Below are 23,101 nucleotides of genomic sequence, written 5' to 3'. Positions count from 1 at the left end.
ACCCAATTGGCTCGTTGTAGGACAGCGAATTCTTGGGGGCTGGCAGGTCCGTCGCGGTTGTGCTTGCGGCCGGGACGGTGCGGGCGCATGCTTCGCCCCATGCTATTGATGATGGCGTTCGCCTTCGGGCCCGATCTTGGCGAGGCTGCCCGGCGCGAGGTCGCGCGGCAGGAATGCCGGCTGAAGGACGAGGCCGAGGTGATCACCGTCTGCGGCCGCCGCGAACAGCGCAACCTCTACCAGGTGACCGACCCTGCCGCGCCCTATGACCCGGCCGGTAACGTCAAGGGCGTGATGACCGAGCGGATGGGGTGGATCTCGCACGGAGACAGCGGGATCGGCAGTTGCAGCAATATCGGCCCGTCGGCCGGGACCGGGTGTTTCGAGAAGGCGTGGCGGCGGACTCTGCAGCAGCAGGGCTGGCTGGTGCGGTGAGAAGACCTAACGGCAGGAAGCGCTGTTCAATTGTCGTTGGGAATAGGCAATGTCCGCTTTTGACCGTCAATGAGCCACGTAATGACGGGCCGCGAATGGCCGCAACGGGCGGAAAGCGGACGTTCACATGCTACCCCGAACGGAAGGCTCAAGTGCCCGATGGGAGTGCAGCATGGACAACTGGCCGCAGCTTACTCAGCCTTGGTCCCGAACCGAAATGGTCGCTCTTTTGGAAGAACTCGCTGAAGGAGATTGGTCGGTTAGCGACGATGTTTTCGTGAGGTTCTTCCTTGACGACTACCTCACGAAGTCGCCGTTCCACCTTGTCGGCATAATCATCTACCCTGAAGAGGCAGAGCGGCTTTCCGAGTTCGCGTTGGTTCTGGAGAAGTGCCATCTCACCGAGGACGTTGAGATGATTGAACAAGTTTCCTCTGAAGCGAGGGCTCTACTCGGCTCCTTGCGACCAAGCGGAACTTCGGTTCCTCAATGAGGCATTAGACTGCGAAGGACGTCCGCGATGGATGGAAAGCGGACGTTGTCAGTTACCGCTTCAGGACTTGTTCTCGACATGCTCACGCTGTGAAAGGATCGCCTTGAGGTCGGCATGTGCCGAACGCCAAGAAGCATCACCCTTAAACAAGATGAGGTGTTCGGCTGACGCTACCTCATCTTCGGACAAGTCACTGCTTTCTCGGCTTTCCTCGCACCAGCGCAGCCGCTTCATACGAGCGAGTAAAGCACCAGTAGGGAGCGCCTCAAGCTCTTGTGGCGACATAGGCGCGACGGCCCGAGACAATCCTTGTCCTCGCTTCATGCGAAGAAGATATGTCGGGCGGCCTAATGTCTGCAATGGGTCGAAAGCGGACTCTCGTTACGTGACCCAAAGCGCGCGCATCGGTGGACACTCAGTCACTGACTTGGAATAAGCAAATTGAGGCTCTCTTACTGGTTTACCATCTCCCGCAATCACTGTGGCGCGCTCGCTGAGCGACTGCTTCTCCGGGCTTCGCCGGGTGACGTTCCGGGCTTCGTGATGGCGCAACCGGCGGGTGCCGTGGCGGGTTCATGCGTCGCGAGCCGGCTATTCCCCGACGCTCCGGTCTGATGAGCACCGCCCAATCCTTAAAGGGACTGACCCCGTGAATCTCGAGAACAGCCGCAACTATTATGGGCAGGTGCTATCCGGCTCGGCCGACCTCAGGACCGACGCCTGCTGTACCACGGATGCCCCGCCGCCCGCCGTCCGAGCGGCGCTCGCAAATGTGCACGAAGAGGTGCGAGCCCGATACTATGGTTGCGGACTGGTCGTCCCGGATGCGATCGAAGGATGCGCGGTGCTCGACCTGGGGTCGGGGTCGGGCCAGGATGCCTATCTCCTGTCGCAGATGGTCGGTCCGCGCGGCAGCGTCACGGGGATCGACGCCACGCCCGAGCAGCTGGAGGTCGCCCAGCGTCATCAGGCTTGGCACGCCGACCGCTTCGGCTTCGCCAATACGCGCTTCCTCCACGGCGACATCGAGCGGCTGGACGATCTCGGCCTCGCCGATGCGTCCTTCGACGTGATCGTGTCCAACTGCGTCATCAACCTGGTGGCGGACAAGGCGGCGGTGTTCCGCGCTGCCCACCGCCTGCTGAAGCCCGGCGGCGAGCTCTATTTCTCCGACGTCTATGCCGACCGCAGGGTCGCGCCGGCGCTGCTTGCCGACCCCGTGTTGCACGGCGAATGCCTTGCCGGGGCGCTCTACTGGGGCGACTTCGACGCGTTGGCCAAAGCAGCAGGGTTCGCCGACCCTCGCCTGGTGACCGACCGACCGCTCGGAATCGGAGATCCAGCCGTCGCCGAGAAGGTCGCCGGCCACCGCTTCTTCTCGGCGACCTACCGCCTGTTCAAGCTCGACGGGCTCGAACCGCAATGCGAGGATTACGGCCAGGCCGTCCGATACCGCGGCACCATCCCCGGCGCCGAACGCCTCTTCACCCTCGACAAGCACCACCACATCGAGGCTGGCCGGGTGTTTCCCGTGTGCGGCAATACATGGAAGATGCTGGCGGACACCCGGTTGGCTCGGCATTTCGACTTCAGCGGAGATTTCAGGCAGCATTACGGCGTCTTCGCCGGTTGCGGTAGGTCCCTACCGTTCGATGACACGGAAGCGCCGAGCCTTGCGTTGAGCGGCTGCTGTTAAGCAAGCGCCGAAGCCTGCTGCCTCACGTCCAGTAGAGGATGCGGGCTTCGGGAAGTCGGGCGGCCAGCTGTTCGTAGAAGAAGCTCTTCAGTTCTTTCATCAGTTCGGGCGGATAGACAAATTTGGTGCCGGCGAATTTCGTCCGTTTCTCCGCGCGCAGGGCGGGGTCCATTTCGAGGTCGGAGCCGGGATACCAGCTGGTCAGCACCGCGCGGCTGCCGGGGGTGAAGCGGTGGGTGATGAGCTCGGCGGTGAGGTCGAGTCCGGGGATTCCGCGCAGCGCGGCGGCGGCGGCGGCGATCAGGTCGGCATAGGCCTCGCGCCAGCCCTCGGCGGCGATGATCGGGGCGACCGTCAGCCCGACCTTGTAGCCGGCCAAGGCCATCTGCCGGAGCGCGTCGAGGCGGGCGGCGACGCGGTCGGTGCCGCCTTCAAAGCGGTGGTAGGCGGGCGGGTTGATCGAGGCTCGCATCCTGGTCCGGCCGCCGTGAGGCAGGTCCAGCAGCGAGGAGACGTCGGCGAACTTGCTGGTGAAGCGCAGCTGCACGTCGGCGTCCCACGCGCCGAAGAACCGGATCATTTCGCCCAGGCTGCCGGTCAGCGGTTCGAGGGCGAGGGGATCGGTATAGCAGCTGGCCTCGAACGTGGTGCCTTCGTGGGCGCGGGTTCGTGAGCGCGAGGTGATCGTGCCCTGGCCGAGATAGGCCGGGAGCGTGGCGGTGATCTCGTCGAGGTTGGCGTAGACGCGGGTGATCGGCGGGCCCTTGAGCGAGCCCGCGAGGTAGCAATAAGCGCAATGCGCCGGGCAGCCTTCGGCGAGGTCGACGCGCCAGTCGGCGCTGGGGGCGATCGGCTGCAGGCGGAGCTTTGACGGTGGAGCGACGGCCACCGCGAAGGTCGACTTGGCCTCGGCATAAGCGCGGCGCTCGTCCTCCGATGAGCCGAGGCGGAGCTGGTTGCCCGACAGTTCGGTGACCGGGATGCCGAGCGCCGCGGCGCGATCGGCGATCGTGCGGCCATGGGCATGGTCGCGGGCGGCGCGAGTGATCAGCACCCGCCTGGGGCGCCAGGCGCGGGCCGGCGTTGCTGGGGCGGAGACCCTGTCCATCGCCGCCTGAACGAGCCGGGGCGGGCGCTTTCTCCCTTTCCGACCGGCTGTTTGTCGCCGCTCGTCCGGCGTGGCGGCGAGCGGCCTCTATAAGGAGGCATCAACGGGCCGCGCCGGCCGGGTCCGCGTAGCGCCCAGGGTTTCAGGAACGGGGGGCAGGCGGATGCACCGGCTATTGCAAGATATCGGCATCATGAAGAAAATGCTGGCGCTGATGCTGGTGCTGGGCGGGATGGCGATCGTCACCGCCGGCGTGAACGCCTGGACGATGCGTTCGGTGAATGCGCGCTACTCCGTACTGGTCGATCACCATCTGCCGAGCATCACGCAGCTCGTTCGCGGTCTTCGTCTCAGTACCGATATGGTGCGTTCAGCCTATCGTACCGTGACGGCCGCACCAGGCAGCGTCCAAGCTCGCGACGCGGCTCGCAACGTCGATGTCGATCACCGCAAGGCGCTCGAAAGCTTCGACCATGCGGTCGAGCTCAACCCCGAGCTGGCGAGCCGGGCCGGTTACTATCGCGCGACGGTGTCGACCGCCCACCAGCAGTTGACCGATGCCCTCCGGCGCGGCGCGGGGGGACAGGGCGCGGCGGCCTTGCGCGACATTGCCGAAGCCGACGATCGGTTGGCCGCCTTCATCAAGGATTCGGTCAAGCGCAACGATGTCCGGATGCAGGCGGCCGCGCGGGAGTCGGCCGAATTGAGCGCGGCGGTGCAGAGTAACATCCTCTGGTCGCTCGCCATCAGCATCGTCAGCACGCTAGCGGCCCTGCTGCTTGCCCACCGGATCATTTCGACGACGACCGTCAGGCCTTTGCTCGACCTGCAGGACAAGATGCGGGTGCTGGCCGATGGCGATCACCGCATCAGCATCGAAGGGACCGACCGCAAGGACGAGATCGGGACCATGAACCGGGCGGTGGCGGTGTTCCGCGACCGGGCGGAGGAGCGGGCGGGCCTCGAAGCCGAAAAGCAGCGCGCCCAGACCGAGCAGGAACGGGTAGTCGGGACGATCGGCCGCCACCTCGACCTGCTTGCGGGCGGTGACCTCACCGCCTCCATCCGCGAGGAATTTCCGCCGAGCTATGCGCAGGTCCGCGACAGCTTCAACGCCGCGCTGACGAGCCTCGGCGCCTTGATCCGCTCGGTCGCCGAGAGCACCGCCGAAATTCGCACCGGGAGCAGCGAAATCGCGCAGGCCAGCGAAGACCTGGCGCGGCGCACCGAAAGCAACGCCGCAAGCCTCGAGGAGACCAGCGCCGCCATCTCGCAGATGGACGGCCGGCTCAAGGCCACCGCCGGGGCCGCGACCGAGACGGTCGGGCGGGCCGACCAGGCGATCGCCACCGTCGGCGGCGGGCGCGGAGTGGCCGACCAGGCGGTCCAGGCGATGGGCCGGGTCAGCGAAAGCGCCAAGGGCATCGACAGCGTGATCGAGGGGCTCGACAAGATCGCCTTCCAGACCCGGGTGCTGGCGATGAACGCCGCGGTCGAGGCCGGACGGGCGGGCGAGGCCGGGCGCGGCTTCGCGGTAGTCGCCGACCTGGTCAGCGCGCTCGCGATGCGGGCCGAGGAAGAGGCCAAGCGCGCGCGCGACCAGCTGACCGTGACCCAGACCGACATCGTCACCGCGGTCGAGGCGGTCGGCGAGGTCGATGCCGCGCTGCAGAATATCTCGGCCGACGTCGGCGAAGTGCACCAGTTGCTCGGGCGGATCGCGTCCGACAACCAGGCCCAGGCGACCGCGATCACCGAGATCAATGCGGCGATCGCCAGCATGGACCAGTCGACCCAGCAGAATGCCGCGATGGTGGAGGAAACCTCGGCCGCCGCGCGCAACCTGTTGAGCGAGGTCAGCGGGCTGGCCGAGCAGGCCGGGCGGTTCCGCTGCGACGGGGCGGCGGCGCGGGCCAAGGTTCCTGCGACGGCGCCTGCTGTCAGGCCTGCGGCCAAGCTGCCGACGCTTGGCAAGGAAGGCGTCTACCAGTCGCCGGTCAAGCCGCTTCCGGCGGCTGCGGTCAAGGCGCTGACCCGGTCGATCGAGGCCGACTGGAACGAATTCTAGGGATCCAGCCCAAGCTCCCCTAACTGGGCTGGTGATGGCCCGGCAGCACGGTGCTGCCGGGCCATCTTGCTGTCTGGGGAAGGGGCAGCGTCAGCCAAGCAAAAGCCCCGCTGCACGGGCTCGAGCAGCGAGGCCTTGTCGCAGGTGGTGGGTTGGTTCAGGCGGCGAGACGGCCCCGGCCCCGGCGCGGGTTCGCGGACGGCGACTCGGAGGCTGCGGGGGCGGCATCGATGGCGTCGATTCTGACCACCCGGGTGCCGCCGGCGCTTGCGGTCCCGGGGAGCAGGCCGACCGGCTCCTCGCTGCGGGCGCGGCGGCTGGCGATGGTCGGGCCATACTCGGCCATGATCCGGAAGTTGGGGTTCACCTCGGCGAGCTCGGCCATCACCCTGGCGGCGCGCTTGCCGATCTGGCGGACCTGCTCGCGGCTGAGGCCGCTGCCTTCGGGGGCGTCATAGTCGGCCAATTCGCCGAACACCCGGGCGGACAGGATTTCGCGGTCGCGGGTAAGGCGGGCCTCGATCGCGTCCACCGCTTCCTCGTCGAGACCGGCCTTGCCGCCGGCCTTGAGGGCCTTGGCGAGTTCGCGCTTGGGCTGCTTGCGGCGCAGGCCTTCGAGCGCGGCGTGGCGGCCCTTGTTGACGAACTCATCGATCAGGCACTGGGCGGCGGCGCGGGCGAGGTAGTCGCTGGCCGAGGCCTCGGTCCGGGCGAGCGCATCCTCGTCCTCGATCAGGGCCTCGAGCGAGACCTCCTCGCCGTCCGCGCTCGCGGTGACATTGTGGAGCGAGACGGTGGTGGCCGAGACCTTCTGCGCCGAGGGGCGCTGGTCGGTCATCACCCGGAAGCGGAGTGACTGGAGTTCGCCGCGGATCTGCCAGTTGACGAAGGTGGTGAACTGGGCCTTTTCCGGATCATAGGCTTCGATCGCCCGGTGCACCGCAATGGCGCAGCACTGTTCGGCATCGTCCCAATGGGCGCCGAGGCCGTACTGCCGGATGAAGTGGCGGAACCGCGGGCTGAGCAGCTTGAGCAGGCGGCAGAAGGCAAGGTCGCCGTCGCGGCGCTGGCGCGCCGTCGGGCGGCCGTCGGTCCCTGCCTGCAACTGCTTGATCTCGGAGACAGCTGCTTCCAGCGCAGCCGTGATCTTGGACATTGGCATTCCCCCGGTGGGGCGAGGGGATGATCCCCTTGTCGCCCGGCCCGATGAGGAAGCGCCCGGGGCCGTTATTCCGGATGGACCTGTCCATCCGGAGCGGATTTAATCGCGCTGCTACGGAGAGGGGAATGGTGACGTTCGGGCGCGGCCGTTCCGTAACGGAGGTAAATGACCCCGTCAGGCGGCCAGGAAACGAGCCGGCCTGATGCGCTGGTCGACATAGTGGTCGAGCCACTGGCGATGCGCCCCGGAGGCGCTGCCGGCGGCGGCGATGCGGCGTTCGGCGGCGGCCTCGCCAACCTGCGCGGCGAGCAAGCGGCCGGCGCGATCGTCGCCCAGCCCGCCACCCAGATAGCGCATCGCATCGCCCAGCCCGAGGTGATGGGCGAGATAGGCGGCGCGGGCAGTCTCGGCGCGGCCGGCCAGCGCAAACCCGCGAGCGCCAAGGCGGCGGAGGTTGGCGGCGGCGTGATCGGCGATCGCTTCGATCGAGGCGGCGGGATCGGTGCGCAGCGCGAGCAGGGCCGGGCGCGCCTCGGCCCTGACCGAGCCGTCGCGCGCCAGCCAGCCCTGCGCGTCGGCGATGCCGTGCAACCAGCTTCCCGGCCGCCGCGCTTCGTCGATCCAGGTGCCGGACAGGAACTGGCCAAGGCCGGCGGCGGAGGAGCGCGGATTGCGGCTGGCCGGATCCCAACTGCCGTCGCGCCGCCGCGCCGCCTCGGCATCGATGATCGACGCGAGCATGGCGGGATCGAGTCCGGTGCGGGCGGCCGCGCGCTCAAGCGCCGGGGCGAGCGCCTGGTTGGAACCAAGGGCGAGCGGGCCGGTCGGCTGGTCCGCCGGCGGCAGGGTAACTGGCTCGGGAGTCAGGACCGGCTGGAGCCGGTCGTCGGCGGCCAGCGCCTCGATCAGGGTGTCGAGGCGCAACAGGCCCGACGACGGCCGTTCGGCGATGGGGGTCGCTGGGGTCTCGCCGCCAATGCCGAGCGCGGCCTGCCACAGGCGCCCGTCGAGCTCGAACCGGGCCGCGCGATAAAGGAGGTCGGCGCGGACCGAGGGCGGAAGCGGGGCCAGCGGCGAGGGCGGTGCGCTGCTCACAGGCGACTCCACCCGGCGGCGATCCGGTCGTCGAGGGCAGCCGCGGCCTTGGCCTCGCGGCGGCGGTCGGCGGCACGGCGCGCCTCGGCGGCGGCATCGTCGAGCAATTGCAGACGCGCGCGGACCTGCACCACCTGTTCGCGCAGGTCGGCCAGTGTCCGCTCGGACCGGGTGCGGGCGTCGGCCAGTGCGGTCAGACGGCGGGCGCCGTGGGTGAACCAGGCGTCGGAGGCGAGCGGCGCGACCGACGCCAGATGCCGCTCGGCGACGCTTTGCCGCTCGAGGCGCTGTGCGTCGTTGGCGAGGGCGTGGAGCGTCGCCTGCTCGGCCGCCAGCGTCATCGCCAGCACGTCGAGCTGACGGCGGCGCAGGCGAATGGCGGCGGCAAGCCCGGTCATGCGACCAGCCCGGCCGCCAGCAGCCCGGCGAGGGCAGCGAACGATGCGCCCGGATCGCCGCGGTCTTCCTTCGTCTGGTTCAGCAGCGCCTCGATCCCGGGCGCCACGGCGATCGCGCAATCGACTTCGGGGCTGGCGCCGGGAGCATAGGCGCCGAGACGGATCAGCTCTTCCATGTCGGCATAGGTCGAGAGGATTCGGCGCGCTTCGAGGCGGAGCGCATTGTCGGGTGGCGGAAGGCAGTCGGGCAGGGTGCGGCTGACCGATTTCAGCAGGTCGATCGCGGGATAGCGGCCGCGTTCGGCAATGCGGCGGCTCATCACCACGTGGCCGTCGAGGATGCCGCGGACGGTGTCGGCCACCGGCTCGTCATGGTCGTCGCCGTCGACCAGCACGGTGAACAGGCCGGTGATGCTGCCTTCGCCGGCGCGGCCGGGACCGGCGCGTTCGAGCAGGCGGGCGAGATCGGCGAACACCGATGGGGGGTAGCCGCGAGTGACGGGCGGCTCGCCAGCGGCTAGGCCGATCTCGCGCCCGGCCATGGCGAAGCGGGTAACGCTGTCCATCAGGCACAGGACGCGAAGGCCCTGGGCGCGGAAATGCTCGGCTACGGCAAGGGTAGCGAAGGCCGCCTGGCGCCGCATCAGGGCGGGGGCGTCGGAGGTGGCGACCACCACCACCGAGCGGGCGAGGCCGTCGGGCCCCAGGTCGTCGGCGATGAATTCCTGCACTTCGCGGCCGCGTTCGCCGATCAGCCCGATTACCGCGACGTCGCAGTCGGCCCAGCGCGCGAGCATCGAGAGCAGCACCGACTTGCCGACGCCCGAGCCGGCGAACAGGCCGAGCCGCTGTCCGTCGCAGAGCGGCGCGAACAGGTCGAGCGCACGGACCCCGGTGGCCAGCAGCGACCCGACCCGGTTGCGTTCCGCCGCCGGGGGCGGGGAGGCACGGAGCGGGGCGGGCTGGAGGCCTTGGGGAAGGGGGCCGAGCCCGTCGAGCGGTGTTCCAAGGCCGTCGATCACCCGGCCGAGCCAGGCCGGTGAGGGGCGCAGGCAGGCCTCTGCGGCGACCAGTTCGACCGGGGTTCCGGTGACCAGGCTTTCGGTCGGGGCAAAGGCCATTGCAGTGGCGTTGCTGCCGTCGAGCGCGGTGACTTCGGCGGCGACCGGGCCGACTTCGCCCGCCAGGTGCAGGCGCGCGCCGATCCGGGCAGCACCGCCGAGGCCGGCGATGGTGAGGCAGGCGCCCTGGACCCGGGTCAGGGTCCCGAACCGGCGGTGCGGATCGGCACCACGGACCCGCTGCGCCAGTTCGATCAAGGCGGCGAGCGCAGTCAGGCGGGCTCCTCCGCGACCTCGGCCAGGGCGTCATGTTCGAGCCTCATCAGGGTGCGGCATTCACCCAGCGCGCGGTAATAATCGGTCTGGGCGGCGCGGGCGGCAAAGGTCGCCACCGCCTCCCGGCCGGTTTCGCAACAGGTCAGCCGACCGACCGCGGCGAGAGCCTCGAGGATCGCCCGGTGATGGTGGGCGATGCCGTCCGGATCGAGATAGGCCATCATGGTATGGAAATAGAGCGCGCGGGCCGGGGTGGTGGCTTCGGCCGGGGACATGATCTCGCGCCCGCGAAGGATGCTGACCTTGCTTTCGATCGCAAGGTCGGTGCGGCCGGAGGAACGGATGACGGCGCCGTTGATCACCACCTTTTCACCGTCACGAAGAGAAATCCTGAGCGTCATCGCGCCAACTCCACTGATCTGCCTGTGCCCTCATCCTAGACGGGCGGGCGACAGAGCGGAGCGTCGAGCGGCAAATCTTGCCGTGTCCGGGCCGGCCGGCGAAGCCATTCTATAAGGGAGGAAAGGACCGGCAGCGGGCCAGTCCGAACCGGGAGCCAGCAACCCTTGAGCCTTTATTCCGCCCTTTACGCCGGTGTGTCCGGCCTCGGTGCCCAGTCCTCCGCCATGGCGGGGGTCGCCGACAACATCACCAACATCAACACCATCGGCTACAAGGGAGTGTCGACCGAGTTCCGAACGCTGGTGACGTCGGGCGGGCTGAGCTCGTCCTATTCGGCCGGCGGAGTCGCGGCGGCTCCGCAGGCGCTGATCAGCAAGCAGGGCCTGATCCAGGCGAGCAGCAGCCAGACCGACCTGGCGATCGACGGAGCGGGCTTCTTCGTGGTCCGCACCGGGACCGGCGCCGACAGCGACGTGGCGTTCACCCGCGCCGGTGCCTTCAAGCCCGACGTCCAGGGCTTCCTGCGCAATACCAGCGGTTATTACCTGCAGGGCTGGCGGCTCGATGCCGCGGGCAATTTCACCGATACCGGGCTGGATTCGCTCCAGGCGGTGCGGGTGAGCGACCTGACTGGTTCGGCCAGTCCGACTTCGCAACTGCGGCTGCGCGCCAACCTCCAGTCCGATGCGGCGGTGCTGGCCGGTCCGTACACCGCCGGCGACCTGGCGACAGGCACCGTCACCCCTCAATTCCAGCGCAGCTTCGACATCTATGACGCGCAGGGGTCGGCGCACCGGATCAGCATGGGCTTCGTCAAGACCGCGCCCAACGAATGGCAGGCCGAAATCTTCGCGGTGCCGGCGACCGACGTGACCGCGACCGACGGCCTGCTGGCCAGCGGCACGGTCAAGTTCAATCCAGATGGAAGCCTCGACCTTGCCGGGTCGTCGGCTGCGCTGTTCGCTGACCTGACCCCGACCTGGACCAATGGCGCAGGCGCGCAGCCGATCGACCTCCAGCTGGGGACCGACGGCAAGCTCGACGGGTTGATCCAGTTCAGTGGCCCGAGCGCGATCATCAGTTCGAGCGTCGATGGCGGCGTGCTCGGCAACCTCGCCTCGATCGAGGTCGACGAGACGGGCGTGGTCAGCGCGATCTTCGACGATGGTACCTCGCGCAAGGTGTTCCAGTTGCCGGTTGCGACCTTCCTCAACCCCGATGGCCTGACCAGGCTCAACGGCAATGCCTTCGCACTGTCGAGCGCGAGCGGCGCGGTGGCGATCAATCCGCCGGGCGCTCTCGGATCGGGGATGATCTCCAGTTCATCGCTGGAAGGGTCGAACGTCGACCTCGCCAGCGAATTCACCAGCATGATTCGCTTCCAGCGGGCCTACAGCGCGTCGTCCAAGATCATCACTACGGTCGACGACATGCTGCAGGAACTGTCCAACCTGAAGCGGTGAGGAAGCAATAGGCGATGAGCCTGTCCGACATCCTCGGATCTGCCCTGTCGGGGCTGAACGCGGCCCAGGCGGGATTGCGTTCGGCGTCCAACAACATCGCCAACGTCAACACCCCCGGCTACGCCCGCGAACGGGTGCCGCTGCAGACCGGGGTCACCGCGGGGCAGGTCAGCGGGGTCCGGGCGAGCGAAGCGGCGCGGGTCGCCGACCGCTTTCTCGAATCCACCGTCTATCGCCGCGCGGGCGACTGGGGCCAGGCCGAGGCGGTGGCGAGTTCGCTCGACCGGCTGCAGGCGCTGCTCGGGGCGCCGGGGGACGACAGCGGGCTTCCCGCCCGACTCGACGCGGTGGGGGCGGCGGCGGTGGCGATGACCGGGGCGGCGGCGAGCGAGCCGACCGTGCGCGGGTTCGTCGGCGCGGTCGGGCAGGCGCTGACCGCGCTGCAGACGCTCGACAGCGATGTCGCCGCGCTGCGCGTCGATGCCGAGCGCGAGCTCAGCTACACGGTCGACAGCATCAACACCCTTCTGGGCCGGATCGACGGCCTCAACGACAGCGTCGCGCGGCAGGCGGCGGGCGGCCGGGCGAGCAATGGCGCGATCGACCAAAGGATGAGCGCGGTCGAGGAACTGGCCGGGCTGATCAAGATCGAGGTGCGCGAGGGCGAGGACGGGCGGCTGACCATCGACACCGCGGGCGGGGCGACCCTGCTCGACCGGCGCTTGCGGCAGCTCGACTATCCGCCGAGCGACGGGTCGCTCCAGCCTCTCTACCCCGCGATCAAGCTGCGGTTCGTCAATTCGGACGGAAGCGTCGGGGCCGAGACCGGCGAGCGGCTGGAGTCGTCGGCCGCCGGTGGCCGGCTGGGCGGGCTGATGGACCTGCGCGACCGTCGGCTGCCGGCCTTTGCCGAAGAGATCGGAAGCCTGTTCGGAGGCCTCGCCGAAAGCCTCAACGCGGTCAGCAATGCCGGCACCACCGTGCCCGCGCCGGACAAGCTGGAGGGCGCGCTGACGGGCTTTGGGTCGAGCGACCGGCTGGGCTTCACCGGGCGGGCGGTAATTGCCTCGCTGCAGCCGGACGGAACCTTGGCGGCGAGCTATATCCTCGACTTCGACGCGCTGGGGCCGAGCGCCACCATCCAGGATGCGGTGAACGCGATCAACGCCGGGCTTGGCGGCACCGCCACCGCCAGCTTCTCGAACGGGAGGCTGACGATCGAGGGATCGGGCAGCCTCGGCGTCGCGGTCGCGCAGGACCCCGCCGCGCCGAGCAGCCGGGTCGGCATGGGATTCGCCCAGCAATTCGGCCTCAACGACTTCATCAGCGGATCGCGGAGCTACGGCCCGGCCGGGTTCGCGGCGAGCGATCCGCACGGCGCCGCGCCGCCCCAGGCGGTCGAGTTCGTGCTGCGCGGGCCCGATGGCCGCGTGCTGGCGCAGGACAATATCGCGCCGGCCGCCGGAGGGACTTTCGGCGGCCTCGTCACTTCGCTCAACGCCGGGCCGCTCAGCGCGTTCGGAAGCGTCGCGCTGGACGGGCGCGGGCGGCTGGCCTTTACCCCCGTCGCCAACCTGCCGACCGCCAGCCTGTCGGTGGTGTCCGACACCACCAGCCGGTTCGGCACCGACCGATCCTTGTCGTCCCTGCTGCTGCCCTCGGGCCGCGAGACGGGCCTCGACGGGGCCAAGCTCAGGCCCGACATCGCCGCCACCGGGCGGGCGCTTCCGCTGGCCCGGCTGAACACCGCGGCGACGGTCGGGACCAAGGCGGTCGGACCGGGCGACAGCCGCGGCGCCAACGCCTTCGTCGACCAGTTGCGCGCGGCGGTCGACCTTGGCCGCGGACGGGTGTCGGGAATGGAAAGCTATGCCAGCTTCGTGCTCGGCCAGACCGGGCTCGACGCCGCCGGGGCCAAGGACCGGCTGGCCGACATGGAGGGGCGCAGGTCGGACGCGATCAACCGCCGCGACAGCTATTCGGGGGTCAATATCGACGAGGAACTGGCCAGCCTGGTGACCTTGCAGAACAGCTATTCGGCGGCGGCGCGGATCATGACCACCGCGACGCAGATGTACGACACTTTGATCGGGATGGTGGGACGATGAGCGGGTTCAACCGGGTGGCCAGCGTGCCGATGCAGCGTACCCTGTTCGAAAGCATCGCGGTGTCGCAGCGCAAGCTGGCCGAGGTGCAGCAGCAGATGGCGACCGGCAAGAAGGCGCCCGACTTCGCCAGCCTCGGGATCGAGACCATGCGCAACCTGTCGGCTCGCACCCTGCTGGCGCGGCAGGAGGCCCATGCCGCGGTCGGCAATCGGATCGGAACCACGCTGTCGATCATGGATTCGCAGATGGACGGGATCGTCGAATCGCTCGGCAAGCTGCGCGACGGGCTGCTGTCGGCTGTCGGTACGGGCCGCGCCGACGGCCTACAGGAAGTAGTGGAGGAGGCGTTCCAGCGCTTCCGCACCGGGCTCAACAGCGACGAGGCCGGGCAATATCTGTTCGCCGGATCGCAGACGGCGACCGCGCCGTTCGTGCCGCCGACCCTCGCCTCGTGCGCCGGGGTGCCGACCGCCAACGCCTTTCGCAACGATGCGGTGATGGCGGAAGCGCGGGTCGCCGACGGGCTGGATGTCACCTATGGCGCGACTGCCAGCGAAATGGGATCGAAGCTGTTCGAGGCGTTCCGCACGCTGGCCGAGGCGGGCACGATCGGCCTGACTCCGACCCCGGCGCAGACCGCCGCGATGAGCCAGGCGATCGGGCAGATAAACGACGGGATGACCAACCTGCGTGCGATCCACGCCGAGAACGGGCGGCGCCAGGCGCAGGTCGAGGGACTGACCACCCGCGCGGCCGAGCGGACCCTGATCGTCGAGCGGCTGGTGTCGCGAAACGAGGACGCCGACCTGGCCGAAGTCGCCAGCCAGTTGGTCCAGCGCCAGTCCACGCTGGAGGCGAGCTACACCGTCTTCTCGCGGCTGTCGAAGCTGAGCCTGGTCGACTACATGCGCTGACTCGAGGCCCGGCGCGAGGTGGACTTTGCCCCCGCGCTGCTGCTTTGGTGCCGCCATGTCCATGCGATTCCTTGGCGCGCTCGCCCTTTTGGCGGCGGCCGCGCCGGCCGGGGCGGCGCCCCGCGACAGCGCCGATGGCCGGCTGCTCCACGACCTGTTCAAGTCGATCGTCGAGATCCCGACGGTGACGGGACGCGGCCAGGTGCCGCGGATGGCTCGGCTGCTGTCGGCCAGGCTGCGGCAGGCGGGATTTGCCGCGCGTGACATCGAGATCCTGCCGGTCGGCGAGACCGCTTCGCTGATCGTACGCTATCGCGGGACCGGGGCGCGGGCGCCCCTGCTGTTCCTGGCGCACATGGACGTGGTCGAGGCCAAGCGCGCCGACTGGGAGCGCGATCCGTTCAAGCTGCACGAGGAAGGCGGCTTCCTCTACGGGCGCGGCACCAGCGACAACAAATTGGGCGTCGCGCATCTGGTCGCGGCGTTCATTACCCTCAAGAAAGTGGGCTTCCGCCCCGACCGCGACCTCATCCTCGGCTTTTCCGGGGACGAGGAAACCGACATGAAGTCGAGCATGGTGCTGGCCGAGCGGCTGGCGGCGGCGAAGCCCGAATATGCGATCAATTCGGACTCGGGCGGGGGGCGCGCCGACGCGTCGGGCAAGCCGACCTCGTTCGCGGTACAGGTGGCGGAGAAGACCTTTGCCAATATCTCGGTCACGATCCGCAATGCCGGTGGGCACAGTGCTAGGCCGCGCGCGGACAATGCCATCTACGAACTGGGCGAGGTGCTTGGCCGGGTGCGTGGTTACACCTTCCCGCTGGTGAACAGCGACCTGACCCGCGCCATGCTGCGGGATGCTGCGGCAGCGAGCAGCGCCAGCGAAAGCCTGAAGGCCAAGGTGGCGGCGCTGGAGGCGAAGCCGGACGACGACGCCTTGCTGGCCGAGGTCGGCGCGGAACCGCGGCTTGGCCATGCGGTGCGGACCACCTGCGTTCCGACGCTGCTGGAAGGCGGCCACGCCGACAATGCGCTGCCGCAAAGCGCCACGGCGACGATCAACTGCCGGATCTTTCCGGGGGTCGAGATCGAGGAGGTACGGCGCACGCTGGCGGCGCTGGGCGGCAATGCGGCGGCGGAGTGGAAGATCGTCGGCGAGCCGTTCGGAGCGCCCGCCTCGCCCGCCAATCCGGCGCTGTTCGCGGCGGTGAAGGCGGCGGTGGCCCCGCAGGCGCCCGACATTCCGATCGTCACCTATATGACGCCGGGCGCGACCGACGGGAAGCATTTCCGCGCGCGCGGCATCCCGACATACGGCTTCAGCGCCGACTTCACCGTCGGCGGGGAGGTAGCGGGCGTCCATGGCCTGAACGAGCGCATCCCCGACCGCGCCTTGTACGAGGCTTTCGACTTCTGGCCGCGGCTGATGCGGCAGCTGGCGGGCGGCGAGGGGGCATCGCAATGAGGGCACTGCTGCTCGCCGCGCTGCTGATGGCTTCACCGGCGATCGCGCAGCAGGCGCCACTCACACTGCAGCAGCAGGTCGAGGCGAAGCTGGCGGAAGCCGGGCCGGGGGTGCGGTTTGGACTGGTAGTGGCGACGCTCGACGGGCGGGAGATTGTCAGCCTTAACCCCGACGGCCGGTTCGTCCCGGCGTCCAACACCAAGCTGTTCACGACGCTGGCCGCTTTCGAGCTGCTACCGGGCCTCGACCAGCCCGACCGGGACGGCGCGACGCGGGTGCTGCTGCGGCCGGTGCGAGGCAAGGCGCCCGACGTGATGCTGGAAGGCCGCGGCGATGCCCGGCTGTCGAGCGCGCCCGACTGCCAAACCGACTGCCTGGCGACGCTGGCCGACGCGGTTGCCGCCCGCACCCGCCGGGTGGGTGCGGTGATCGGCGATTCCCGTGCCTTCCTCGACGAAAGGTGGAGCTTCGGGATGAGCTGGAACAACATCCCGACCCGGTCGGGAACGGGGCTCGGGGCGCTGATCATCGACGGCAATGAGGTGGCGTTACGGGTTGCTCCCGTCACCGCAGGCCAGCCGCCGCGGGTAGTCGGCGGCGGCTATATGGAGGTGGTCAACGAAGCGGTGACGGTCGCTGCAGGGAAAAGCGCACTGGAAGTGACGCGCCTGCCCGGCAGCCGCCAGGTCCGCCTGTCGGGGACGGTCGTGGCGGGCGCCGCGGAGGAGGTGCTCCGGCTCGGCGTCGACGACCCGGCGCATTATGCGGCGTGGCGCCTGGCGCGGATGCTGGAGGAGCGCGGGGTACGCGTGGGCGGTGCGGTGGCTTCGCTTTACCAGCCGCAGCCGAGCCCTGCCGTAGCGCAGGCGGTCGAGGTCGCGCGGGCCGAGCCGGGGCCGCTGGGCGAGGATATCGCCACCATCAACAAGGTCAGCCAGAACGTCCATGCCGAGTTGCTCCTGCGCCGGCTGGGCGCGGCGCGGGGCAAGCCCAATGTCGCCGGCGGGCTGGAAGCGGTGCGCGAGGTGCTGAACCGCGCGTCTGTGCCCGAGCGGGCGGCGACGCTGGCCGACGGATCGGGCATGTCGCCCTACAATCGTGTGTCCCCGCGCGGGGTGGTGACCCTGCTGCGCTGGGCGGCGGGGCGGCCGTGGGGCGCCGCCTTCCGGGCCAGCCTGCCGATCGGCGGGGTCGACGGGACGCTCGGCCGGCGCTTCGCCAGCGGCGCGCTGAAGGGGCGGCTGTTCGCTAAGACCGGGTCGCTGACCGCGGCCAGCGCCGTGTCGGGCTACCTGCTGACCGCGCGCGGCGAGACGCTGGTGTTCTCCGCCCTCGCCAGCGACGTCCCCGAGGATGTGCGCGCCACCGCGATGATGGATGGCGCGCTGGAACTGGTCGCCGCCAGCCGCTGACCGCCGCTGCTGTTGCGCCGCCGCAACAGCGTTGGCCCTGTTGGCGGAAAAGCTGGCTCGAAGGGCCCGTGTGACAAAGAAAAGACTGGCAAGAATGCGGGGCTTTGCCTCCTATCCCGCGCACAGAAAAATGACGTTTCGGGGCAAGGGGCAAAACATGGGTCAATTGGGGACACGGGCAGCAATGCTCTCGATGGGCAGCGCGATGGCGCTTGGGCTGATGCTGGCGTCGCCGGCCGCGGCGCAGAGCACGACCGGCAACACCACCGAGCCGGCGGCCACCCCGACCGGGGCGGAGACCCCCGTGTCGCCGGCCAATGCCGGCAACCGCGAAGATGCCTCGGGCGAAATCGTGGTCACCGGTTCGCGCATCCGCCGCGACCCCAACAACAGCCCGCTGCCGCTGCAGATCATCACCACGCAGGAACTGGTCCGCGAGGGGATCTCCAATCCCGAGCAGCTGATCAGCTACCTCAGCACCAACGGTAATGGCGCCGACAATCTCGCGTCCAACTCCGACGTCGTGTCGGGCGCCCAGCGCGGCACCAACGGGCTGTCGTCGGCCAATCTGCGCGGGCAGGGCAGTGCGTCGACCTTGGTGCTTCTGAACGGCCGCCGCGTCGCCGCCCACGGGCTCCAGGGCTCGGCGGTCGACGTCAACCAGATCCCGTTCGCGGCCATCGAGCGGGTCGAGGTGCTGAAGGACGGCGCGTCGGCCATCTACGGCACCGACGCGATCGGCGGCGTGATCAACTTCATCACCCGCAAGGATTATCAGGGCCTCGGCGTCCAGGGCTTCGCCGACGTCACCGAAGCCGGCGGGGGCAACATCTACCGCGTGTCGGGGATCGCCGGCTATGGCGACCTGGCGGAACAGGGCTTCAACATCATGGGCGCGGTCGCCTACAGCTCGAACCGCATCCTGCGCGGGTCGCAGCGTGACTTCGTCAACGGCAACCAGCCCGAGCGCGGCCTGTCGATCGACACTCGCGGGACCCCGATCGCGACCATCTTCAACACCGCCATCGCCGCCGTCCAGGCGCCGCAGGGCACGTTGACGCAAGGCCTGACGCTGACCCTTCCGAACGGCGCCAACGGTGCCGGCGGCGGGATCAACATCCTCGACCTTCCGGGCGGCGCGGGCTGCTCGTCGGTCGACGGCGGCATGCCCTATGACGAAGTGCTGTGGGCAACCGCCACCGCGCAATATGCCTGCGCCTGGGACACCGGCCGGGCGGCCGTCATCCAGCAGCCGATCGACACGCTGACCTATTACACCCGCGGCGTGGTCCGGGTCGGCGGCGATCACGAGATCTTCGCCGAGGTCACCGGCTCCAGCGCCGACAGCTCCAAGCAATTCTCCAATGCGCAGGTGTCGGGCAACACCACCAACAGCTCGTTCCTGTACCCGCGCAATCCGATCACGGCGGCGACCTACGATGACATCTTCAACAAGCTGAAGGCGGCCTTCCCGGCCAGCGCTGCCGCGCTCGACGCGCGCTTTGGTCGTCCGATCGCCTATCGCTGGCGCTGCATCGCCTGCGGTCCGCGCGAATATGAGACCAAGACCGACACCATCCGCGCCACGGTCGGCGCCGAGGGTCCGTTGTTCGCGCGCTGGGACTACCGCGCCGGCGCTTCCTACGCAAAGAGCGAGAGCGCGTCGGTGCTGGGCTCGGGCTATTACTACCGTGGCACGACAGCCACCGGCGCCTACGACACCACCGCGCCGCAAGTCGCCGGGGCGCCGGGTACCTACGGGCTGGTCGGAGCGCTCAACAGCGGACTGCTGAACCCGTTCAGCGTGACCCAGACCGAAGCCGGCCTGGCCGCGCTGCAGTCGGTCTCCGCCGAGGGCGCGACGCTGTACGGCGGCCAGTATGAGGTGAAGCAGTTCGACGGCTCGGTCTCGGGCCCGCTGTTCAACCTGTTCGGCAATCGCGTGCAGGCCGCGGTCGGCGTCGACTATCGCCGCGAAACCTATTCGTTCAACGGCTCGGCGGCAGCGGCGGCGACCGCTCCGGTGATCTTCCTCGCGGCGTTCGACAACGTCAACGCACTCACGCCCAAGAAGCGGACCGTGAAGGCGGCCTATGCCGAAGTGCTGGTGCCGCTGGGCGACCGGCTGGAAGTCACCGGCGCGATCCGGGTCGACGATTACACCGGCTTTGGCACGACCACCAACCCCAAGATCTCGGCCAAGTACCGGCCGATCGACCCGGTGATGTTCCGCGGATCGTACAACACCGGCTTCCGGGTGCCGTCGTTCAACCAGATCTTCAACGGAACGACCATCTCGCCCAACCCCGGCAACTCGCTGGTCGACCCGACGCTCTGTCCGCAAGGCACCGTCAACGGGCCGCAGCCGGGCTGCGCGCCGATCACCCCGGATTCGCTGACCGGCGGCAACCTCGCCCTCGGGCCGGAGACCAGCAAGCAGTGGACCGTCGGCGTGGTGATCGAGCCGGCGCGGCGGTTCAGCCTGTCGCTCGATTATTGGAACATCGCGGTCGACGACACGATCGGGTCGATCACCATCCCGCAGCTGCTCGCCAACATCGGCGCCTTCCCAGACCGGATCGCGCGGACCAACGGGATCATCACCGGGGTCGACCTTCGCACCGGTAACTTCGGTTCGCGGCGGACCGAGGGCCTGGAGGTCGCGGCGCGCGCCGGGACCGACCTGTTCGGAGGCCAGCTGACCGCGGGGCTCGACGGCACGCGGCTGCTGACCAAGAAGGAGAAGCTGCTTCCGAGCCTCGCCTACACCGACCTCATCGGGGTGTTCAGCCTGACCGGCGACCTGGGCCTGAAGTGGAAGCACAATGCCTTCATCGGCTACCGCACCGGCGCCTGGACGTTCAACGTGTCGCAGATCTTCCGCAACGGCTATCGCAACTTCGCGCTGCCGGGCAGCGCCGCGCGGCCGCTCTACAATCCGCGAGTCAGCAATTACGTGACCTACAATGCGGCGGTGAGCTTCGAGCCGTGGAAGGACCTGAGGCTGACGGCGGGCGTGAAGAACCTGTTCGACAAGGATCCGCCGTTCGCCATCACCTATGACAGCAACACCGGCGCGGGATCGAGCTGGGAGCCGCGTGTCGCCGACCCGCGGGGCCGGGCATTCACGCTCAATCTCGACTGGAAGCTGTTCTAGGCGATCGCCCGGAGACACAGGGGGGAAGGGGATCCGGCCTTTGGTCGGGTCCCCTTTACTTTGGCCTAGCGGAGGTTGGCGGCGAGCCATTCCTCGACCGCCTTGAAGGCCGAGCGGCCGGCGGGCGGGTCCTTGCCGTTGTTGGCGGCGACAAAGGCGATTCCGGTGCGGGTGGCCGGGTCGAGCCACAGGCCGGAGCGGACGCGGTACGCCTCGCCGGCATGACCGACCAGCCGTCGGCCGCTGCCGGTGAGGTCGTCGCGGCAACCCGCGGCGGGCGTGGGCAGGAGCTGGATCGCCAGCCCGTAGGAGCAGTAGAAGCCGTCGTCGGTCGCTCCATTGGAGCCGTCGAAGGTCCATTGCGGCGCGGTCACAGTGCGGACGCTGGCCGGGGACAGGAACGCCCGCCCGCCGTGCCGGCCGTCATTCAGCAGCATACGGCCGATCACGGTCAGTCCGGCAGCGGAGATGCGCAATCCGCCCTGGGGCGAGAACAGGGCGCCGTTGGTGCCGGGCTGGTAGGTGTCGAGATTGCAGGGGGTGCCGGGCTCGGTGAAGACCGGGCAGGCAGGCAGCTTGCCCCGCAGATCGTCGAGTATCGCCGAGCCATCCTCGTCGTAGAGCACCACCGCGCGGGCCGCGGCGGCCGGGCTGCAGGTGGCGTAGTTGAAGCAGGCGTCGAGGCCGAGTGGTTCGAGTACCTCGCGCCGGGCGACACGGTCGAAGCGTTCGCCGGTAGCGCGCTCGATGATCGTCCCGACCAGGCCGAAGTTGAGGTTGGAGTAGCGGAAAAAGGTGCCGGGGGCGTGGGCCGGGTCGAACGAGCCGGGGTCCTGCGCCTCGGGACGGATCGTCTTGCCGAGGCGGACGACGTAATTCTCGCCATTGTCGCGGAAGCTGCCGGTGTGACTGAGCAGCATGCGCAGCGTGATGGCGCGGTCGGGGAAGGCGGGATTGCGGAGGGGCCACCCGAGCATGGTCGAGACGTCGGCGTCGAGGTCGAGCTTGCCCTTTTCGACCAGCCGCATGACGGTCAGCGCGGTGGCGATCTTGGACACAGAGGCGACGCGGATCGGGTCGTCGGGCGTCATGCGGCGGCCGGTGCGGCGGTCGGCGAGGCCACCGGCATCCTGCCCGCGCACGGCCGACGCGTCGAAGCGTGCCCAGGCCCAGGCGACTTCGGACGGCGGCGCATACGGAGCTGGACGATCGGCGGTCATGCAGCCGGCGAGCGGCAGGGCGAGAAGGAGGCCAAGGCCGCGCCTCACGCGACCGGGGCTTCCAGCAATCGGATCGTCCCGGCATCGGCGTCGATCTCGGCCCGGCACCCGACCGGCAGGCTGAACTGGTCCTCGATATGGCCGAACATCGCGCCGGTGTAGACCGGGACGCCAAGCGGCTTCAGATGCTGGTCGAAGACTTCGTTCAGGGTGAACAGGCTGGTCGAGCCGTCCGACGGTTTGCAGTTGGTACACTGGCCGAACACCACGCCCGCCACCCGCCGCAGGATCCCGGCCTGGCCGATCTGGGTCAGCATGCGGTCGATGCGATAAGGAGCTTCGTCGGTATCCTCGAGGAACAGGATCGCGCCGCTGAAGTCGGGCAGCCACGGGGTGCCGACGAGGCTGGTGAGGACCGTCAGATTGCCGCCGAGCAGCTTGCCGCTGGCCTTGCCCGGGCGGAGGGTCTGGTAGCGGCCCTGCCGCTGAACCAGCCTGTCCTGGTCGCCTGGCGTGTTGCGATAGGTCGGCAGCTTGCCGTCGAAGGCGAGGTCACGGAAGGCGGCATAGCTGACCTTGCTCCAGCTGCTCCCCGCAGTCGGGCCGTGGATGGTGGGAAAGCCGGCGCGGGCCTGGATCGCGAGGTGGAGCGCGGTGATGTCGCTGAAGCCGACCAGCAGCTTGGGATTGGCCGCGATCGTCTTCCAGTCGAGCAGCGGCAGGATCCGCTGGGACCCCCAGCCGCCGCGCATCGCCAGCACGGCGCGGGTGGTGGGGTCGGCGAAGGCGGCATTGAAATCGGCGGCGCGGTCGCGGTCGGTGCCGGCGAGATAGCCGAAGCGGTCCTTCCAGTGCGACCCCGGGACGGGCACCAGCCCCATCGCCGTGATCGCCTCGGTCACCAGTTGGAAGTCGAACCCGTCGGCATAGAAGCCGGCCGGCGCGACGATCGAGACGCGGTCGCCCGCACGCAGGCGCGGCGGCTTGCGGCTGGTCGGGGCGGCGAGGGCCGGGAGGGGCAGGCCGAGCGCCAGCCCCGCCGCGCCAAGATTCGTGAGGGCTTGGCGTCGATGCATATTCGTCATGGGGCCGGACGATAAGGGCCGCGTGGAGGAGTGCAACCGAGGCTGCTAGGCTCCCGCCCGTCATGCCGACCGATCTGCCCCTC

The 23,101-nt window shown here is 69.1% G+C and carries 18 protein-coding genes; 10 read left to right on the top strand and 8 right to left on the bottom strand.

The genetic code is table 11. The features are described 5' to 3' along the window. The first annotated feature begins 87 nt into the window (after positions 1 to 87). From M1K48_RS07995 to M1K48_RS07985, 3 genes are all read left to right on the top strand, one after another. Positions 88 to 435, top strand: coding sequence for a hypothetical protein (locus M1K48_RS07995; protein ID WP_249454195.1), 348 nt, complete (start codon positions 88 to 90; stop codon positions 433 to 435). Between the two features lie 172 nt (positions 436 to 607). Continuing rightward, positions 608 to 928, top strand: coding sequence for a hypothetical protein (locus tag M1K48_RS07990; RefSeq protein ID WP_249454193.1), 321 nt, complete (start codon positions 608 to 610; stop codon positions 926 to 928). Positions 929 to 1,577: 649 nt separating this feature from the next. After that, the gene (locus M1K48_RS07985) at positions 1,578 to 2,624 is read left to right on the top strand and encodes a methyltransferase domain-containing protein (RefSeq protein ID WP_249454191.1); all 1,047 of its coding nucleotides are present in this window, start codon (positions 1,578 to 1,580) and stop codon (positions 2,622 to 2,624) included. A 22-nt stretch (positions 2,625 to 2,646) separates the two neighbouring features. On the opposite strand, the gene M1K48_RS07980 is transcribed toward M1K48_RS07985, so the two are convergent. Beyond that, positions 2,647 to 3,732, bottom strand: coding sequence for an SPL family radical SAM protein (locus tag M1K48_RS07980; protein WP_249454189.1), 1,086 nt, complete (start codon positions 3,730 to 3,732; stop codon positions 2,647 to 2,649). 193 nt (positions 3,733 to 3,925) lie between these two features. On the opposite strand from M1K48_RS07980, the gene M1K48_RS07975 reads away from it, so the two are divergent. Beyond that, entirely contained in the window at positions 3,926 to 5,800 is a 1,875-nt protein-coding gene (locus M1K48_RS07975; RefSeq protein WP_249454187.1) for a methyl-accepting chemotaxis protein, read from the top strand. Between the two features lie 157 nt (positions 5,801 to 5,957). Here the strand turns inward: M1K48_RS07975 and M1K48_RS07970 are convergent, their stop codons facing one another. From M1K48_RS07970 to M1K48_RS07950, 5 genes are all read right to left on the bottom strand, one after another. Continuing rightward, entirely contained in the window at positions 5,958 to 6,956 is a 999-nt protein-coding gene (locus M1K48_RS07970; RefSeq protein ID WP_249454185.1) for a sigma-70 family RNA polymerase sigma factor, read from the bottom strand. Positions 6,957 to 7,136: 180 nt separating this feature from the next. Next, the gene (locus M1K48_RS07965) at positions 7,137 to 8,057 is read right to left on the bottom strand and encodes a peptidoglycan-binding protein (RefSeq protein WP_249454183.1); all 921 of its coding nucleotides are present in this window, start codon (positions 8,055 to 8,057) and stop codon (positions 7,137 to 7,139) included. After that, the gene (locus M1K48_RS07960) at positions 8,054 to 8,455 is read right to left on the bottom strand and encodes a hypothetical protein (protein ID WP_249454181.1); all 402 of its coding nucleotides are present in this window, start codon (positions 8,453 to 8,455) and stop codon (positions 8,054 to 8,056) included. Before M1K48_RS07960 ends, M1K48_RS07965 begins: the two co-directional genes overlap by 4 nt. Continuing rightward, positions 8,452 to 9,774, bottom strand: a complete 1,323-nt coding sequence (locus M1K48_RS07955; protein ID WP_249454180.1) for a FliI/YscN family ATPase — start codon at positions 9,772 to 9,774, stop codon at positions 8,452 to 8,454. The genes M1K48_RS07960 and M1K48_RS07955 overlap by 4 nt, the downstream gene beginning before the upstream one ends. Before the next feature lie 14 nt (positions 9,775 to 9,788). Then, complete coding sequence (locus M1K48_RS07950) at positions 9,789 to 10,193, bottom strand: flagellar biosynthesis repressor FlbT (protein WP_249454178.1); 405 nt, start codon at positions 10,191 to 10,193, stop codon at positions 9,789 to 9,791. 165 nt (positions 10,194 to 10,358) lie between these two features. Here M1K48_RS07950 and flgE point away from each other — a divergent pair, with 165 nt between their 5' ends. The 6 genes from flgE (at position 10,359) to M1K48_RS07920 (ending at position 20,713) form a co-directional block, all read left to right on the top strand. Continuing rightward, on the top strand, positions 10,359 to 11,657 hold the full coding sequence (gene flgE / locus M1K48_RS07945; protein WP_249454176.1) for a flagellar hook protein FlgE: 1,299 nt from the start codon (positions 10,359 to 10,361) through the stop codon (positions 11,655 to 11,657). 14 nt (positions 11,658 to 11,671) lie between these two features. Beyond that, complete coding sequence (locus M1K48_RS07940; RefSeq protein ID WP_249454174.1) at positions 11,672 to 13,765, top strand: flagellar hook-associated protein FlgK; 2,094 nt, start codon at positions 11,672 to 11,674, stop codon at positions 13,763 to 13,765. Then, entirely contained in the window at positions 13,762 to 14,679 is a 918-nt protein-coding gene (locus M1K48_RS07935) for a flagellin (RefSeq protein ID WP_249454172.1), read from the top strand. The genes M1K48_RS07940 and M1K48_RS07935 overlap by 4 nt, the downstream gene beginning before the upstream one ends. A gap of 55 nt (positions 14,680 to 14,734) precedes the next feature. Continuing rightward, positions 14,735 to 16,144 (top strand): M20/M25/M40 family metallo-hydrolase, encoded by a 1,410-nt coding sequence (locus M1K48_RS07930; RefSeq protein ID WP_249454170.1) that lies wholly within the window; start codon positions 14,735 to 14,737, stop codon positions 16,142 to 16,144. After that, a complete protein-coding gene (dacB, locus tag M1K48_RS07925) occupies positions 16,141 to 17,556 on the top strand; it encodes a D-alanyl-D-alanine carboxypeptidase/D-alanyl-D-alanine endopeptidase (protein WP_249454168.1) in 1,416 nt (471 codons plus the stop codon). The genes M1K48_RS07930 and dacB overlap by 4 nt, the downstream gene beginning before the upstream one ends. A 157-nt stretch (positions 17,557 to 17,713) precedes the next feature. Next, a complete protein-coding gene (locus M1K48_RS07920; protein ID WP_249454166.1) occupies positions 17,714 to 20,713 on the top strand; it encodes a TonB-dependent receptor domain-containing protein in 3,000 nt (999 codons plus the stop codon). A gap of 65 nt (positions 20,714 to 20,778) precedes the next feature. On the opposite strand, the gene M1K48_RS07915 is transcribed toward M1K48_RS07920, so the two are convergent. Both M1K48_RS07915 and M1K48_RS07910 read right to left on the bottom strand, forming a co-directional pair. After that, entirely contained in the window at positions 20,779 to 21,981 is a 1,203-nt protein-coding gene (locus M1K48_RS07915) for a serine hydrolase domain-containing protein (RefSeq protein ID WP_249454164.1), read from the bottom strand. After that, complete coding sequence (locus M1K48_RS07910) at positions 21,978 to 23,018, bottom strand: S66 peptidase family protein (RefSeq protein WP_249454162.1); 1,041 nt, start codon at positions 23,016 to 23,018, stop codon at positions 21,978 to 21,980. Before M1K48_RS07910 ends, M1K48_RS07915 begins: the two co-directional genes overlap by 4 nt. Positions 23,019 to 23,101: the final 83 nt, after the last annotated feature.

It is taken from the genome of Sphingomonas glaciei (assembly GCF_023380025.1).
GTDB lineage: Bacteria > Pseudomonadota > Alphaproteobacteria > Sphingomonadales > Sphingomonadaceae > Sphingomicrobium > Sphingomicrobium glaciei.
This window is presented reverse-complemented; position numbering and strand designations above follow the sequence as displayed.